The sequence below is a fragment of the Cyclobacterium sp. SYSU L10401 genome (assembly GCF_010993705.1).
Classification (GTDB): Bacteria; Bacteroidota; Bacteroidia; order Cytophagales; family Cyclobacteriaceae; genus Cyclobacterium.
Window position 1 is genome coordinate 270,622 of sequence record NZ_WOFO01000006.1, and the last position, 16,990, is coordinate 287,611.

At 46.0% G+C, this 16,990-nt stretch carries 16 protein-coding genes; 6 read left to right on the forward strand and 10 right to left on the reverse strand.

Translation table 11 applies throughout. The annotated features are described in order from the left end of the window. Positions 1–66 precede the first annotated feature (66 nt). From GL182_RS15745 to GL182_RS15760, 4 genes are all read right to left on the reverse strand, one after another. The gene (locus tag GL182_RS15745; RefSeq protein WP_163380732.1) at positions 67–1,218 is read right to left on the reverse strand and encodes an ATP-binding protein; all 1,152 of its coding nucleotides are present in this window, start codon (positions 1,216–1,218) and stop codon (positions 67–69) included. Between the two features lie 198 nt (positions 1,219–1,416). Further along, the gene (locus GL182_RS15750) at positions 1,417–2,439 is read right to left on the reverse strand and encodes a BF3164 family lipoprotein (RefSeq protein ID WP_163380733.1); all 1,023 of its coding nucleotides are present in this window, start codon (positions 2,437–2,439) and stop codon (positions 1,417–1,419) included. 141 nt (positions 2,440–2,580) lie between these two features. Continuing rightward, positions 2,581–3,294, reverse strand: a complete 714-nt coding sequence (locus GL182_RS15755; RefSeq protein ID WP_163380734.1) for a hypothetical protein — start codon at positions 3,292–3,294, stop codon at positions 2,581–2,583. Beyond that, positions 3,295–4,392 (reverse strand): BF3164 family lipoprotein, encoded by a 1,098-nt coding sequence (locus GL182_RS15760; protein ID WP_163380735.1) that lies wholly within the window; start codon positions 4,390–4,392, stop codon positions 3,295–3,297. Positions 4,393–4,791: 399 nt separating this feature from the next. Here GL182_RS15760 and GL182_RS15765 point away from each other — a divergent pair, with 399 nt between their 5' ends. From GL182_RS15765 to GL182_RS15780, 4 genes are all read left to right on the forward strand, one after another. Next, complete coding sequence (locus GL182_RS15765; RefSeq protein ID WP_205603667.1) at positions 4,792–5,904, forward strand: Fic family protein; 1,113 nt, start codon at positions 4,792–4,794, stop codon at positions 5,902–5,904. 382 nt (positions 5,905–6,286) lie between these two features. Beyond that, positions 6,287–7,015 (forward strand): (Fe-S)-binding protein, encoded by a 729-nt coding sequence (locus GL182_RS15770; protein ID WP_163380736.1) that lies wholly within the window; start codon positions 6,287–6,289, stop codon positions 7,013–7,015. Between the two features lie 13 nt (positions 7,016–7,028). After that, positions 7,029–8,405: a lactate utilization protein B gene (locus tag GL182_RS15775; protein ID WP_163380737.1), complete on the forward strand. Its 1,377-nt coding sequence runs from the start codon at positions 7,029–7,031 to the stop codon at positions 8,403–8,405. Continuing rightward, entirely contained in the window at positions 8,402–8,980 is a 579-nt protein-coding gene (locus GL182_RS15780; RefSeq protein ID WP_163380738.1) for a lactate utilization protein C, read from the forward strand. Before GL182_RS15775 ends, GL182_RS15780 begins: the two co-directional genes overlap by 4 nt. Here GL182_RS15780 and GL182_RS15785 read toward each other — a convergent pair. From GL182_RS15785 to GL182_RS15805, 5 genes are all read right to left on the reverse strand, one after another. Next, positions 8,977–9,930: a sugar phosphate isomerase/epimerase family protein gene (locus GL182_RS15785; RefSeq protein WP_163380739.1), complete on the reverse strand. Its 954-nt coding sequence runs from the start codon at positions 9,928–9,930 to the stop codon at positions 8,977–8,979. The two genes, GL182_RS15780 and GL182_RS15785, sit on opposite strands and share 4 nt — an antisense overlap. A gap of 87 nt (positions 9,931–10,017) precedes the next feature. Then, positions 10,018–10,590 (reverse strand): pyridoxamine 5'-phosphate oxidase family protein, encoded by a 573-nt coding sequence (locus tag GL182_RS15790; RefSeq protein WP_163380740.1) that lies wholly within the window; start codon positions 10,588–10,590, stop codon positions 10,018–10,020. 12 nt (positions 10,591–10,602) lie between these two features. Further along, entirely contained in the window at positions 10,603–12,537 is a 1,935-nt protein-coding gene (locus GL182_RS15795) for a heavy metal translocating P-type ATPase (protein ID WP_163380741.1), read from the reverse strand. A gap of 90 nt (positions 12,538–12,627) precedes the next feature. After that, on the reverse strand, positions 12,628–13,296 hold the full coding sequence (locus GL182_RS15800; protein WP_163380742.1) for a glycosyltransferase family 2 protein: 669 nt from the start codon (positions 13,294–13,296) through the stop codon (positions 12,628–12,630). 119 nt (positions 13,297–13,415) lie between these two features. Beyond that, positions 13,416–14,045 carry a peroxiredoxin gene (locus GL182_RS15805; protein ID WP_163380743.1) on the reverse strand — a complete coding sequence of 210 codons (630 nt, stop codon included), beginning with the start codon at positions 14,043–14,045 and terminating at the stop codon, positions 13,416–13,418. A gap of 271 nt (positions 14,046–14,316) precedes the next feature. Here GL182_RS15805 and GL182_RS15810 point away from each other — a divergent pair, with 271 nt between their 5' ends. Together GL182_RS15810 and GL182_RS15815 are read left to right on the forward strand one after the other, a co-directional pair. Next, positions 14,317–14,808: a low molecular weight protein-tyrosine-phosphatase gene (locus GL182_RS15810; protein ID WP_163380744.1), complete on the forward strand. Its 492-nt coding sequence runs from the start codon at positions 14,317–14,319 to the stop codon at positions 14,806–14,808. Beyond that, on the forward strand, positions 14,795–15,670 hold the full coding sequence (locus GL182_RS15815) for a fructosamine kinase family protein (RefSeq protein ID WP_163380745.1): 876 nt from the start codon (positions 14,795–14,797) through the stop codon (positions 15,668–15,670). Before GL182_RS15810 ends, GL182_RS15815 begins: the two co-directional genes overlap by 14 nt. On the opposite strand, the gene GL182_RS15820 is transcribed toward GL182_RS15815, so the two are convergent. Next, positions 15,667–16,950, reverse strand: a complete 1,284-nt coding sequence (locus GL182_RS15820) for an aspartate kinase (protein ID WP_163380746.1) — start codon at positions 16,948–16,950, stop codon at positions 15,667–15,669. The two genes, GL182_RS15815 and GL182_RS15820, sit on opposite strands and share 4 nt — an antisense overlap. Between the last annotated feature and the right edge of the window lie 40 nt (positions 16,951–16,990).

Below are 16,990 nucleotides of genomic sequence, written 5' to 3' on the forward strand. Positions count from 1 at the left end.
GTCAGGATGGCATCACCGAAAATCAGGAGTGAAGAGGCATACTACCCAGGAGGGGTAGCGAGAGCATTACGCTGTAAGTTTTTTCAAAAATCCCTGTACGCCAATTACCTGCGCTTTCGAATCATACGCATACTTGTCCACACCAGGTGTGATGATATACAGCTGATCGATACCCAGGTCTTCCATTGCGATATAGGTACCTTTGGTTAGTTTGGGAGAGAGGCTTAATTTTATTTCTGCTGCAGCAAACCAGCGATTTTCCCTTCTGATCAACAAGTCGATTTCCGCACCATCCTGAGTGCGGTAATAATATATCCCATCATCCGGAAGAAGTACTGACTTGACCTGGTGAATCACAAAGGCCTCCCAGGAATTTCCAATTGAAATGTTGCCATATAGCCCCCCCATACTTTTAATACCCAAAAGGTAATGAAGCATCCCTGTATCGCGAAAATAGATTTTAGGAGATTTAACCAAGCGCTTTTTAGCATTTAAATGCCAGGGGGACAATTCGGTAATCAAAAAGGCATTAACAAAATACCCCATATAGGTTTTGACAGTCGGCATACTTATCCCAAGTGACTTTGCCAACATGCTGTAATTTAGCGTGGCCCCATTAAGGGATGCCAACATCATTAGTAGCTGCCTTATCGTATTCGGATTCGCAGAGAGCCCCAAGGATGGAAGGTCTCTATAGATATAGCTTTGGATAAAACTTCCATACCAGGCTTGTTTGTATTTATTACTCTCATTTAAGGCAGGCTCAGGAAATCCACCCTGAAGCCACAAATCCGCCAATGAAATCCGTTCTTCCACTTCCAATAAATTCAATGGAAACATTTCGAGGTAATTAATTCTCCCAGCCAGGCTTTCCGAAGACTGTTTCAATAATTCGGGTGAGGCAGATCCCAAGATCACAAACCTTCCCGGAATGCGGCGCTCATCCACAAGCGATCGGATTAGCGGAAAAAGTGCCGGTTTATGCTGGATTTCATCCAATACGATCGTATGATCTGGGATGGAAGTAAAGAACAGTTCCGGATCGTTCAATTTGTTCAGGTCGGAGTCTTTTTCAAGGTCAAGGTATACAAGAGGCATGTTGTACGCAAATGATTTTGCAAAGGTAGATTTACCAACTTGCCTTGGTCCAATAAGTCCAGTGACGGGAAAATGTGTCACGGAAAACAAAAATTCTGAATATATGGCTCGCTTTAACATCCCTGCAAATTTAAAAATAAATTTTAAATTTGCAGGGATGAATGTAATTTCCAACCACTTTTTAAGGGGCCTATCAAACTATTTCCCTTTCCGGGCTAAACCGGCATTTAATTTCAGCGATTCAAAGGCTTTTCGAACTACCTCCTTGTACCGCTCAAAAAATTCACAACTGGTAAAGCTGGTTTCAATTATCCTACCTTATTTTAAATCATACTCGAACAGCACATCCTCCTTAAAAAAAGAAATACCATACAATTTTTTGAATTCCTCAGCGTACGTAAAGGTAGTGATAGGCTGGTCCAGCCTAAAACGGTCCAGTAAATTCCCCTCCCAATCCCAGACTTCCAGGTGGGGTCGGAAGGTCTGAGAATTCTCTTCCACTTCCTTTTTGGGCATTCCTATATATAGCACATAAATGCGTTCGCTGCTGGCAATGGGATCCGCCCGGTAAATCCACATTTCCTCATCGGATGCGCTCTTGGAGGAGCTCTTCACCTCTATTTCCTGAAGAAGTTCCCCATCTGCACCATACAGTCTGATTTGATTTTGGAACAAGTAGAATGCCGCCAACCTTCCATCTTCGGGGTTGGCAACCGTTCTTTTCCCATAATCTCGGAACAGGTTTGCCTGATCCCTATTTTCCCATGCGGCGGGCTCGGGGTATTCACCGAATCGGACCAATTCCTCATTTCGTCCCAGATGGACCAAGCGGTGCTCCGGTGCTCCCGGTTTTGCATCCCCGATATCAGCAACATATACAGAGTCATTGACCAGGTGCAGCCCGTTAATCGGCCCACCGGTATCGGAAATCAATGTATGTTGCTCTTCCCAGGTTGCTTTTTCGGCATGCAGTTTTATTTTGATCAACTGTGTACCCGAAAGCACCACGAGGTGCTCCCCATGGATTTTCAACGAATTTCCATTCACATACTGGAACTCATCTGGGCCCTCACCGATATTGCCAAAGGCGTACTGGAAGGAAAAATCAGGCAGGTCATAGACTTTGAATAGATTTTCTTTCCCCTGGTCTAAGACCACGGCTTTGTCAGCAGACACGACGATTTTATAAGGCATAAGTGCCGCATTGGCCAGGCCTACTTCTCTGGATTTCAGGGTTCCTGATTCCGGAATTTGGCTGATTATTTTTTTGCCTTCCTCCTGGGGCTGGCATGAAAAAAGAGCGAGGATAAAAATTGAGGTAATGGTGTGGAGTTTTATCATATGACAAGAATAGGCTGTAAGCGCTTTAAAATCAAATATATGTGACGAAATAGGTATTATTTGTGATAAAACCGGTACATTCCTTGCCGGGAACCCCATGTGCCTTCGCAGGGCTTCTTCGCGGGCAGGAATTCGTAGCGGTTATGGATGTCGGTTGACCAGGCGAATGGTGTCGGAAAGCGGCGAGGTGCCGGGAACCCATTTTTTGGAGCGAATTCCCGTATCGGCCTGCTTTTTTGGTATTACTTCGCCTTTTTCAGTTACATAGACCGGATCATTGGCATAAAACCATTTTATCCCTCTCTCAGTATGCTCAACGATCACCCCTCCTACAGCCCCTTCCATCCCCATTTCCAAGGTCCGTTTGTACACCTCGCTCCGATAGCGGTTAAAGGGATCGGTATTGATAGGACTGCTCCCAGACAGGATGATGGCGTTTTTGTCATCCAATAGCAAGGTCTGCCCGGGACTTCCTTCCGATAAGCCATTCGCTTTAATCACCTTTTTCTCGGTGTCGTAATAAAAGGGATAGTCCATGTTCCGGTCGGAAAACCAATACTGCTTGAACCGCTCTTTATCGTCTGTGTCCCGCACCAGAAAAATATAACCGATGGAATCCCTATCCATACTGCCCATTAAGGCATTCCAAACCTCCAGTTCACGGTCTATTGAGCTGGCTTTCGGATTTAATACTGTTACCAGCTTTAGGGGTTTAACCAGGGGATTGACTTTGGTACTGCCGCTAACCTTTAGCGCATTCGTTGGTAGTTGGAATAGTATGGACCCGGTGGCTTCCTGGGCATAGGTAAAATGGGATAGCCCAAAGACTACTACAAGGAAATAAAATCGTATCATTTAAGGTTTGTTTAATGGATAGGCGATTAAACCGGGTTCTTTCGCAAAAGAAGCAGCATACAGTATTTTGGCTTGATCATCTACCGCGATGGAGCGGACAGGCTGATCCAGTAGGTATCTTTTTACAGGCTTTCCTTCCCAATCCAACACAAATACCTCATTGGAAAGACCTGATTGGATGATGGTTTCCCGGGAAGTTTCATCGATGGTCTTCCCATTGTACAGGAAATAAATATGGTCGGCTGTCACCGCCACAGCTGTGTATTCAAAGGTAGACCCTTCCTTATCCACGAAATGCATGCCCGTCGGGCCATGTTGCACATCCATTGGCGTATCTCCCCAAGCATATTTATTGACTTCGATGGTATCCCGTAAAACGGTAAGAATTCCAAACTCGGGCACCCTTGACATGCCGTATACTGCCAAATTCTTTGTGGGGTGGTTCATAAAAAATGACTGGTTGGCCATCGCCATGGAGGGCCCTCCCGGATACTCTCCCACTTCGATAAATTCCCCGCTTTCAATATTGTAGGCACAAAATCGTTTGTGATGCATGCTGCCTACGATGTATCCATCCACATGGACGGTACTCCCCATAAAGCGCCTTTCCTGTTGATCGATGGTAAACTTCGCTGCGGGTTCATCCATGCCGCTTATCAAGTCATCGATGTCATGGATGTAATAGTGCACCTGGTCTGTCAGATAGAGCCGATTTTCTTTCCGGTCCACCGAGAAATAAAAAGCATCGCTTAACAACTGGTTGGGTCCCTCTCCTTTTTTTCCAAACGGCCTGACAGACTTATCTCTCAAATCAATTAGTTTGTAGGTATACTCCCGATCCGGAAATTCATTGACCAGTATCAGGCTGTCAAAAAAAGTCATATTGAATAGGTAACTCAGCGGCTTTTCTCCTTCGGTCAAAGCTACCGTTTCTCCACTCAACGCTACTACTTCCGTTTTCGAAAAGTACTCCCTGAAGTTTGCGCCAAGTGGGGGTTCCGAGCATGCGGTAAATAAGGCGATGCCAACAATAAAGGAGGGCAAGCCTGCCTGGGTTTTATGGACGGTCCAATTCAGAAGTCGGCTAATGGTATACACTTGGAGTATGATTTAGCGTTAGGCTAAGCGGCTGATAGGGAGCAGAATAGATTCTTGCTCAATATATAACTAAATCATTATAAATCAATTGTAATGGGTGGAAAGGGGCTTTTCTTACTATGGGTTTTCGTATCGTTCGCTGAAAATGAGCTGCTGCTACTGGTTGAAGTAGGTCACTTCACCCTGCTATCTTCGGTAACATAAAGGGATGAGACCCGCCCAAGAGCCATTTGTAATGGCTAAACGTAAATTTTTCCGGGATTGGCCAGTAGTATCGGGTATTTGACAGAAAACCAAGATCATTACAAAAATGGCAAGACAATGAACTAACGAGAGTAGTTTTTACCCATATCAGTAAAACAAGTGTAAAATTTGTGTATTTTTACCCTTATTGGATGTATGAGCGTAAAACTTACCCTTGATAAAATGGGCGAATTTGACAGAGAAATACCATACAATGACCTGCCGCTGCTACCGCCAAAAGCAGACATTGAAACCAAAACAATACTTCGAAAGACTATTTCTGCAGGGAGAGCACTGGCAATGCTGAACGGAACATTGATGAATTTGCCCAACCCTACTTTGTTTTTAGATACAATATACTTACAGGAGGCAAAGGCAAGTTCTGAGGTGGAGAATATTATTACCACCAATGACGAACTTTACAAATCGATGGTAGCGGACAAAAAAGTGGGAAACGCTGCAACTAAAGAAGTGCTGAGTTACAAAGAGGCACTTTGGTTGGGTCTGGAACAGCTCAAAAAAAAGCCATTTATTACGACAAACCTTTGTATAAAAATAGTCCAGTGCGTTAAAGGAAATAAAGCTTCTATACGTGTTACACCAGGAACAACATTGAGCAACACGCAAGGGGAAGTGATCTATACTCCGCCAAATGGGAAAACCGTTATCCGTGATAAATTAGCGAATCTGGAAAAATTTATCAACGAGGATAACAGCATTGACCCTTTAATAAAAATGGCTTTAATGCACTATCAATTTGAAGCTATACACCCTTTTTCTGATGGTAACGGAAGAGCAGGACGTATTTTATTACTGCTATATCTCAAATTATCAGGTTTATTGGACACACCAGCCATATATTTGAGTGGATATATCATCAAAAATAAAACGGAATACTATCAAAGATTGCAGGATGTCACCGAAAATGGCGAATGGGAAGTCTACCTTTTATATATGTTGGATATGATTGAAGAGACAGCAAGGAAAGGCTTGGAAAGATTGAATAAAATCATAACAACAATGGATGCAATTGGAAGCGAAATCAAAATGAAACTACCAAAAATATATTCCAAAGATTTAATAGAGATTTTATTTCGTTTACCATACACCAAACGTCAACATTTGATTGACGAAAAACTAGGTAATCCGAAAACAGTTGGGAATTACTTGCTAGCATTGGAGAAAAACGGATTTTTACAATCAGTGAGGGTTGGTAAAGAAAAATTATACCTTAACAATCACTTGCTGAAAATATTGGAAGAAAAATAACAGCCGGTAATAACACCTATACGCAATGCCCTTCGGGACACTGCGCATAGCCAAGCCAGACAGCGTTGAGCTAATCCTCCCAAAACGGCATGCAACAACGAAAGATTGCATTCATTCAGGTAAGGCAGACTCCGGATTCCAAAAGATCCCTGCTTCCGCCCTTTCAATCAGCACAGTGCAGGATGGTTCCTTTTTTGTTCCATCGTACTTTTAAAATGAGTTTAAATTAACACAGGTTTACCTTCCCGGTAAGCCGCCCAGCATCAGAAGGGAAAAGTTTGGTATGAAAATACTGGCGAATTACCTTCTGATGCTTATCTTTATCTGATGTTGCCAACAATGGCAGCCTTATTTTGTTAGATAGCCAAAACACCTGCCCTAAATGAAAGTCGGATTATTTATTCCCTGTTACGTAGAGCAATTTTACCCCAAAGCGGCCATTGCCAGCTTACAGGTACTGGAAAAAGCCGGCGTACAGGTGGAATACCCCCTGGAACAAACCTGTTGTGGCCAGCCCATGGCCAACTCGGGCTACCAGCAGTATGGAGAGGGTGCTGCCCAATTGTTTCGTAAGAATTTTGAAGCCTACGATTATGTGGTTTGCCCTTCCGGTAGCTGTACCCTGCATGCCAAGGAACACATTCTTTCGGACAATGGGGAGGGACCCAAAATATATGAGTTGTGCGAATTTCTTACCGATGTATTGCAGGTAAAAAGCCTGGATGCCAGCTTTCCTTTCCGGGTGGGTTTACATGCCAGTTGCCATGGTTTAAGGGGCCTGCACCTGGCCAAGCCTTCCGAATTGATGATACCGGAATTTAACAAGCCGCTGGGTTTGCTGGAGATGGTAAAGGACATAGACCTGGTTCAACTGACAAGAAAGGACGAATGCTGTGGCTTCGGCGGTACATTTGCCGTATTTGAAGAAGCCGTATCAGTGGACATGGGCAGGGACCGCATCAAAGACCACGAGCAACAAGGGGTGCAGGTAATTACCGGTGCAGACATGTCCTGCCTCATGCACCTGGAAGGCCTGCTTCGCAGAGAAAAAAAGCCCATCAGGGTCATGCATATTGCAGAGATATTGAATGGGCATACACCCGAAAATTAAAGACCAATACCAAATGAAACTCCCTCAGACACATGCTGATGCTGCAGCAGAATTCCTAAAAGACACTGACAGGAGTCATTGGCACGATGATACCCTCTGGCATGTCAGAAGTAAAAGAGACGCCTCTGCGCAGAAAATTCCGGAATGGGAACAACTGCGTACCCTGGCCTCCCAGATCAAAGACCATGTCCTGTCCAATCTGGATAACCTGCTGCTTCAATTTGAGAAAAATGCCCAGGCCAATGGCATCGAAGTATTGTGGGCCAAAGATGCTCAGGAACACAACGAACACGTACTCCGTATTCTGGAAGAAAACCAGGTGAAGCAACTGGTAAAAAGCAAATCCATCCTGACAGAGGAATGTGGCTTGAACCATTTCCTGGAGGATAAAGGCTACGATGTGGTCGACACCGATCTGGGAGAGCGCATCATTCAGTTTAACAAGCAGGTGCCCAGCCACATTGTGATGCCAGCCATTCACCTGAAGAAAAAAGAAATAGGGGATATCTTTCACGAGCACCTGGGTACCGAGGCAGGTGCGGATGATCCGCAATACCTGACGGAAGCGGCCCGGCAGCACCTGAGGCAAAAATTCATTCAGGCCCATGCCGCCATTACGGGTGTAAACTTCGGGATTGCCGAAACGGGGGGCTTTGTGGTCTGCACCAATGAAGGCAATGCCGATATGGGGACCCACCTGGCCGATATCCACATTGCCTGCATGGGCATCGAGAAATTGATACCCAGGGCAGCGGATCTGGGGGTGTTTTTACGGCTTTTGGCAAGGAGTGCCACCGGACAGAGCATCACCAACTACAACTCGCATTTTCACCGTCCCAGGAAAGATAAAAAAATGTACCTGATCCTGGTGGATAACGGGAGAACCAAACAGTTGGGCAGGGAGGATTTCAGAAATTCCCTTAAATGTATCCGTTGTGGGGCTTGCATGAATACCTGCCCCATTTACCGCAGGAGTAGTGGATTCAGCTACAACTCCACTGTTCCGGGACCGATAGGCTCCATTCTATCCCCTGGCATGGACTTAAAGAAACACAGTACCCTGCCTTTTGCTTCTACCCTCTGTGGATCCTGTTCGGATGTGTGTCCGGTAAAAATCAATATACACGAACAGCTGTACAAATGGCGGCAGGTCATCACCAAGGAAGGCCCTTCCCAGCCATCGAAAAAATGGGCCATGCGCTTTGGAGGAAAGGTCATGTCCAAGCCCAAATTGTTTGACCTGATGGGTAGAATGGCCCGAAAGTCGCTTTCCATCAGCCCCAGAGGTTTTGTCTACAACAGTTTCAACGCCTGGGGCAAACACCGGGAGCTACCGGAAGTTCCGAAAGAAAGCTTCAAGGATTGGTACAAGAAAAACAGGAACAAATGAGCAGTAAAGAAAGCATTTTAGCAGCCATACAAAAAAATAAACCCGATCTGCTTCCCCTGCCGGAGCATCCGGAGTTTCCCGTTGAAGGCGATCTGGTGGAACAGTATAAAAGCAGCATCAAATCCAATGGGGGCCAGGCCCTGGAAGCAAAGGGTCCTGAAGACATCCGCAGTTACCTGGACATTCATTTTCAGGACAGCCAAATGATGCTGTCGCTTTCTACAGTCGTTGAGGGTAATTTTGATATTGCCCTGGCAGAAGATCCTCATGACCTGGAGCATGTAGACCTGGCCATATTGGAGGGAGAATGGGGAGTAGCGGAAAATGCGGCCATCTGGCTTCCTGAAGAGCGGCTGAAGCACCGGGCTCTCCCATTTATTGCCCAGCACCTGATCGTTTTGTTGAAAAAGGACAGGTTACTGGGCAATATGCATGAGGTATATCAACTGATCAATGTATCGGACTCCGGCTATGGGGTATTTATCGCCGGGCCTTCCAAGACCGCCGATATCGAACAGTCTCTGGTGATCGGAGCACATGGTCCCCGCAGCATGACTGTTTTTTTACTGGATTAAGCGGAAAAGGAACCCTGCAGTGCCTTCTCAGTGGCTTCTAATTGTTCCCTTACTTCCACGATGCTTTCCCATTCCCTGCCGGCTTCTCCGTATTCGATGCCACACCAGGAGCGATAGCCTGCTTTCAGGACAATGCGCATCATTTTCTCATAGTCCAGTGGGTATTGATTGCCTTTTCCATCCCAAACGGTGGTTTTGACACTTACGCCCTGGGCATAGGGCATCAATTCTTTAACCCCTTGGTACGAATCGTAGGATATGGGATCACCGTCGTTGGGGCTGATCTGGAAATTGCCAAAATCCGGCAAGGTACCTGCCCTGGGATGGTCGGCAGCCTTCATTACCCCGGATAGCCATTTGCCGTTACTGGAAAAGCCACCGTGATTTTCTATGGTGACGCCGATATCCATGGTATCGGCAAATTCACAGAGTTGCCTCAAACCATCTGCCACCAGTTTCTGGGATTCGCTGAAAGCTTTTCTGTCCTGACTATACTCAACCGAAGAGTATCCATTTACCCGAATGGCATGACAGCCCAGAAATTTGGCTGCTTCCACCCATTTCTTGTGGTTTTCTACGGTTTCCATACGCTCAGCAGCATCAGCAGCCCCTAGCTGCCCTTCCCGGTCGCACATGATCAATACGGAGGTTACACCTTCCCCTTCAGCCCTGGTTTTCATTTCCTGAAGGTAGCTCATGTCTTTGGCCTTGTCCATAAAAAACTGGTTGACGTATTCCACGGCCTCAATGCCATGTTTTTTGGCCAGCACCGGAAAATCCAGGTGGTTCATTTTTTCGGAAAAAAGGAGCTTGTTGACCGACCATTCGGCCAGTGATATTTTGTACAGGGAAGCTCTGGGTAACTGGGAAAATGCCTGATTTCCCAAGCCTAAACCTAAAAAAGCGGAAGCGATTCCGGCCTTTTTGATAAAATCTCTTCTGTTATGCATGTTTTTTGAATAAAATGATATTACAGGGAGTCAAGATACTACATTTATTTTTCAACAACAATGCCAAGCCAGAAGAACGACACCTCTTTAAGGAGCCAGCCATTGGGCTGTCCAGGAATTTCCCTCCAATTTGAAAACAGCCCTCAGGTGGCTGAGACCATTCAGCTGCAGGCAGTCTACCGTTTTGGGCTGAATTTCGAGGACCACGAAGTGATCGTCACCCTGTTCTGCCTCCCAGCTATGAGCTTCTGTTGGGCCATCGATTTCTTCACCTGGATGGAGGGAGGCCTGGTAAGCCTTTTGTGCCTCTCCCTGTACTTTATCCCAATGCCTTCGGCTTAGTTTGTTCTGTTGATGGATGTTTGCGGTTCCCTGTACCTTCACCTGACAGCGTTTTTTGGGATGGTAAAACAATAGGCTAAGCGCTGGATTTTCCCTGAGTTGAACGATTTTTTGGCTGCGGCTATCGGTATAGCAGTAGAAACGATGCTGCTCATCCATTTCACGCAATACCAGGTAACGCACATCGGGTTGATCTCCGGATAAAGTCGCCAGGCTGACAAAACGAAAGGGGTGTTTGTGATCCAGGGTAGCCCGATGCCATTCATGCCTCACCGCAGCCCAAACATCCCTTAATGCATCCGAGTCTTTAAAAAGCATGTGTATGTTGATTCATTGGTAAATGTTATTGATTCGGATGGCATTCAGAATGGCCAGCAGCGCCACGCCTACATCCGCAAATACGGCTTCCCACATACCAGCCATTCCTGCTGCTCCCAGGGTTAAAACCAGCAATTTAACCCCAAAGGCAAGGGCAATGTTTTGCCAGACGATATGGCGGGTGGTTTTTCCTATGCGGATGGCCAGGGCTACTTTTGAAGGTTGATCGGTTTGGATCACCACATCTGCTGTTTCTATGGCCAGATCGCTGCCCATACCCCCCATGGCAATGCCCAAATCCGCAACCGCAAGGGCCGGGGCATCATTGATGCCATCTCCTACAAAGGCAATTACTTTGCCTGGAGTATGCTTTAATTTTTCCAGGTAGTTTAGTTTTTCTTCCGGCAGTAGTCCTCCAATGGCCCGACTAGCCGACAGGGTATGTCCCAATACGTCAACCACTTCCTGTTTGTCTCCGGAAAGTATAATCAGCTCCCCGATACCCATATGCTTTAAGGCCTCAAAAGCTTCCGGCGCATCTGTTTTGGTTTCGTCTGTCAAAGCAAAAAAACCGCAAAGCATGTCTTCAACAGCACAAAATATCAGGGTTCCCTCCGCTTTTGGCACGCGGGACATGCCTTTTATTTGCCGGCCCTCCATGAAGACCTGGTTGCCTACCATAACCTTTTTTCCATCCACCCATCCCAGGAGACCCTTTCCGGCATGTTCTTTCAATTCGGCAACCGGGTACAGTTCGCCACCCACAAAATCCACCAGGGTACGGGCTATGGGGTGGTTGGACTTTGCTTCCAGGGAGGCCGCAAGTTTTTTCCAGTCTTTATCCGCTCCAGCCATTTCTTCCACCTTGCTTACAGAGAAAACTCCCCTGGTCAGTGTGCCGGTTTTGTCAAAAACCACCGCATTGACCCGGGTGATCAGGTCCAGGTAGTTAGACCCTTTGAAGAGGATACCTTTTCTGGAAGCTGCTCCAATACCCCCAAAGTAGCCCAGCGGTATGGAAATCACCAAAGCACACGGGCAGGAGATGACCAGAAATACCAAAGCCCGGTACAGCCAGTCGCTGAATTGGTAATCGGTTACAAAAAAGTACGGGAGTACTACCAATGCCAGTGCCAAGTAGCTCACAATTGGGGTATACACCTTGGCAAACTTGCGGATAAACTGTTCCGTCTTGGCCTTTTTTGCGGTAGCCTGCTGTACGGTCCGGATGATTTTGGATAGGGAGCTGTCCTGAAAAGAGCGGGATACCGCTATGGTCAATAAATTTTCAAGATTGACCATGCCCGCCAAAACCTCCTCTCCCTGTTTCAAATCTGCCGGCATACTTTCCCCGGTAATCGCAGCAGTATTAAAGCTGCCAGTTCCCTGCTGCAGGATCCCATCCAAAGGTACCCTTTCACCGGCCTGGATTTCCAGGATTTCTCCTACTTTTACCCGCTCAGGCTTTTCCCAGACCCGCTCACCATTCCTGATAATCCTGGCCTTGTCCGGGCGGATGTCCAATAAGGCCTGTATATTTCCCTTGGCTTTACTTACTGCCTGGTGTTGAAGTAATTCTCCAATGGTGTAAAACAGCATGACGGCCACCGCTTCCGGAAATTCTCCGATTGCGAAAGCCCCAATCGTAGCGATACCCATCAGAAAGAACTCCGTAAAAACCTCTCCCTGACGTATCAGTGTCCATCCTTTTTTGAGCACGGGCAAGCCCACCAGGCCATAGGATAACAAGTATACAAGTATCCATAAGCTGAAACCGGCAAGTCGGGCAGGTAAAAAATATTCTCCCATAACGGCCAGAAGCAAGGTGGCCAGACTTAATAGACTGCTTCCCCAAATGCGCCGTAGGTTGGACCATTTGTCAGGCCTTTTTTGTTTTTTCGCCGGCGGTAAATCGCTGCAGCAAACAGCTGAAGAAGAAGCTCCCATTGTCTTCGAATTTTATGGTTGGCCAAATGTACAATTAAAAACCATGCACGGAAATTGCAAAAAAGAAAGCGGCAAGAGAAAGCCGTCGTATTATTTGATTTGAGGGGAATTACTTTTTTTCCCCAATTTTACCTTTAGTTGTTCACAGGTACTTTCAGGATTGTTTCGGTAATAGCGGTAAGTTCTTAAATCCACCTTGCCTACCCGGTAATGGTATTTTGCCCAATCGTAAAAGTCTGCATCGGCCGCATAGCCATCTATAAATTTGCGCCTGGTAAAGACTTCCCTTTTCCCAAAAAGGGTTGCAAATAGAATACAATCATCCACATGGATCAACTGGTCCGGATGGTGGCGGTCCAATACAAAGTAATCCTCCGGCTGATCTACAATGGTTTGGGTGGTGGAGGCGATCAAATCGTATGCTGCCATTTGTTCCCTGGAGGACTGAAGATGCTGAGGGAGGTATTCATCATCTGCATCCAGAATGGACAGGTAGTACCCCTGGCTTTTGGAAACCGCCAGGTTGATGGCACTGGACTGGCCTTTGTTTTCCTGCCGGAAAAGCCGGATGCGATTCGCCTGTTGCTCGCAGAAGGCATCAAGCCTTCCGCCGGGGTCATTGGTAGATCCGTCATCTACCAACACAATTTCAAAATTCTGAAAGGTTTGGTTAATGACAGAGCGAATGGCCCGTTGGAGTTGCTGAAACGGTGTATTGTAGGTGGCCACCAATACAGAAATTTCTGGTTTGCTCGACATAATCTCTAAATTAACCATCCATTCCAAAAAAAAGTTGTTTCAGGTTCATTTTTATCCCGTGAAAATAAAAAAAGCCCTGCCGTTGGGCAGGGCTTCGGGTTTTATACATCAATCCCGGATTAATTCTTTGCCAGGTAAGAAGCAACGCCCTCTCTGCTGGCAGTCATGGCTTCTTTTCCTTCTTCCCAGTTTGCGGGGCAAACTTCTCCGAATTTTTCCACATGTCTCAAGGCATCGATTAGCCTGAGCATTTCGTCAATGTTTCTCCCCAGGGGCAGGTCATTTACGGTTTCATGTCTGATGGTGCCTTCCTTGTCAATAAGAAAGGTGGCTCTGTAGGCTACCGGAAGTCCTTCATAAGTCAACTCTCCTTCTTCATTGTAGTTCCAGTCCCCGGCCAGGACTCCGAAGTTATGAGCAATGGTCTTTACAGGATCAGCTACAATCGGATAGGTTACACCCTGGATACCACCTTCTTCCTTTGGCGTGTTTAACCAAGCCAGGTGAGATTCTTCAGTATCGCAGGAAGCCCCAACTACAGCCACTCCTCTTTTTTCAAATGCTTCCAGTTTTTCCTGGAAAGCAAGAATTTCAGTGGGGCATACAAACGTAAAATCCTTCGGGTAGAAAAAGAAAATAACATCTTTATTTCCAATGTATTGCTCCAGGGAGAAATTTTCTACGATTTCCTCTCCGTCTACTACAGCAGGGGCATTAAATAAAGGTGCTTTTTTTCCAACTAATGACATAAAATAGATTTTAATTGTTTACAGATAATTTAACTCTTGATTTTAGAAAATTATTTTGTTTTTTCTCTAATTACCAATGATACTTCCTTAACTTCAAAGCCTGAAATTTGGTTCTCTTCGATCGGAAATATTTAAAGTTATTTCAAACCGCAAAATTAAGGAATAATTAAGGAGATTCATATGGATAGTGCTTTCATTTTTATAAATTAACATTTTTATAACTGTGTCGGTCTGAAAAAAGTATCGGTAACAGGGAAATTGCGGAAATTATATGATTAGGGTTTTATTTATATGCTTGGGAAACATCTGCCGATCGCCTTTGGCTGAGGCCTTATTCATCCATAAAATTTCTCATAAAAGTTACAAAGACCTGATTACAGCAGACAGTTGTGGTACCTCAGATTACCACATTGGGGAATTGCCCGATGAGAGGGCCTTGGCTTGTGCTAAAAAGAACGGGATTTTTATGGAACACCGCGGAAGACAGCTTCACCGAACAGATTTTAGAGACTTTGATTATTTGGTGGCCATGGACCATTCCAACCTGGAGAACATTAAAAAACTTTCCATGCAGGTCAAACTGGCACCAAAGAATCTTCATTTGATGAGGGAATTTCAACAGGATGCTGAGTTTCCAGAGGTACCGGATCCATATTATGGCGGAGAGGAGGGTTTTCAAAAGGTATTTGAAATTCTGGATGAATCCCTGGATGGGTTGATCCTGGAATTGGAAAGCAGACATCAGTTCAATGGAATCTCCTGATGGACTATTCGACCATATTTGCCTGACTGTATTCGGTGGAGCCAACAGCATCCTGAACTATCGCCTGGTAGCTGCAGGCAACATGAATCAAGCCATTTACCTGAATACAGAAAAGGGAACCTTTTTTTTAAAGAGTAATTTCGAGCAGGAAGCAGATATCTTTCCCAGAGAAAGGGAAGGTCTGGCCTGGTTACGGGAGAATTGTAACCTTTATGTTCCCGAAACGGTGGCAGTGGGCCAGTATGAGGACAGGCATTACCTGCTGATGGATTGGATAAGGAGTTCATTTCCCAAAAAGGGTTATTCCAGCAGGTTGGGAGAAGGGCTGGCGGAACTGCACATGTGCACCAAAATGGAATTTGGGCTGGACAAAGACAATTATATTGCAGTTCTTCCTCAAAAAAACACCTGGAATGCCTCCTGGACAGCATTTTTTATAGAAAACAGGTTGGAACCCCAACTGCAGTTGGCCTTCTACAATGGGCTGATAGATCAGGAGTTTGTTCAATATTTTCGATCTATTTATGATGCATTGCAAAACTTTTTCCCGCCGGAAAAACCTGCCCTGCTTCACGGTGACTTCTGGTCCGGAAATATTATGGTAGATGCCAACGGATTACCTGCCCTGATCGACCCTGCGGTATATTTTGGCAACAGGGAAATGGATTTGGCCTTTTCACACCTCTTTGGTGGATTCACGGATGGGTTTTATGAGGCCTATCAGGAGGTTTTTCCACTAGAACCCGGTTTTGAAGAAAGAGTGCCTGTGTACAACCTGTACCCTTTACTGGTCCATCTCAATCTTTTTGGCAAAGCCTACCTGTCTGGCATAAAACAGACATTGAAACGATTTGCAGGTTAAGCATTTGGAACTGATTCCTCATATACCCACTGAATCAATTCCGGACCGTTTTGCTCCAGGAAAAGCTTTTCGGTCACTTGCCGGTAGTGGCTGCGCTCAGCATCGGTAGGATTTTTTACCGTGATCATTTTCAGGCCTGATTTGCTCTTTACCTTAAAAACCTCCCTGAGGGGCCTGGCAAGTTGCTCTGCCGTATAAGGCATGTCATTGATAAGTATGGAGATGTGAGCTGCTGAAGCCTGCATCAGTTGTATGCGCCAATTCATCCTTTTGGCCACCTCGTATATCAGTTCAAAATGAAATCCCCCGATCATGGACAGGTCCAGAATGCGCAATTCGATCAGGGTGAGTTTGCTTTTAAAAATGGTGATCGGAATCCTGGGGGCCTGCCCAAAGGAGCCGATGACCGTTCCGGCCGCATCGGGATTCACAAAGGACTTGACATACAAAGGAATACCGTGCTTGGCCAGGGGTTTGATGGTTTTGGGGTGGATCACCTTTGCCCCATAATAGGTCATTTCGGCAGCCTCTTCAAAGTCCAGGTATTCAAATTTGACCGCCTCGGGAAAGATATCCGGATCTCCATTGAGTATACCGGCCACATCTTTCCAAATGGTAACCGAGGAAGCCCCAAGGCTAACCCCCATGATGGCGGCAGTAAAGTCGGAGCCTTCCCTGCCCAGGGTGGTGGTGTTTCCCAGTAGATCGGTGCCAATAAAGCCTTGCGTTACCACAGGAAATTTTTCCAGTTTGGGAAACAATGCCCGCCGGCAATATTGCATGGTCAGGGCCCAGTCTACCTTGGCCATTTTGGTTTGTGAGTCGGTTCGGACCAGTTCACGGGCATCCTGCCAAAGACAGGCACAACCGGATTCGCAAAGGTATTCCTGTACGATACGGGTAGAAATAAGTTCTCCATATCCGATTACCTGGTCATAAAAGAAGCCTTCATCTTCCTTAATGGACAGGTTTTCCAATGTTCTCCGCAATTGGGCAAAATGGTTGTCTACCCGGGCAAAAATGCCATGCTCCGGGTGAAAAAGTCCCCGACAGATGTCCTCATGGTAATCCAGCAATTGGATGAGCTCCTTATCAAAACTTTTTTGTTGAAATGCCAATTCGATCAGGTGTTCCAACCGGTCGGTGGTGTCGCCGGCAGCAGAAACTACCAGGACCAGGCCATTGGTCCAGCGCTTTTTAACCAAAGCAACGATGTTTTTGATGGCGGCGGCATCCTTGATAGAGGCCCCGCCAAATTTGTAAACAAGGGGTTGAATCATGAAAAATGCTTAGGAAAAGGGAATAAATTGAAGATTATGA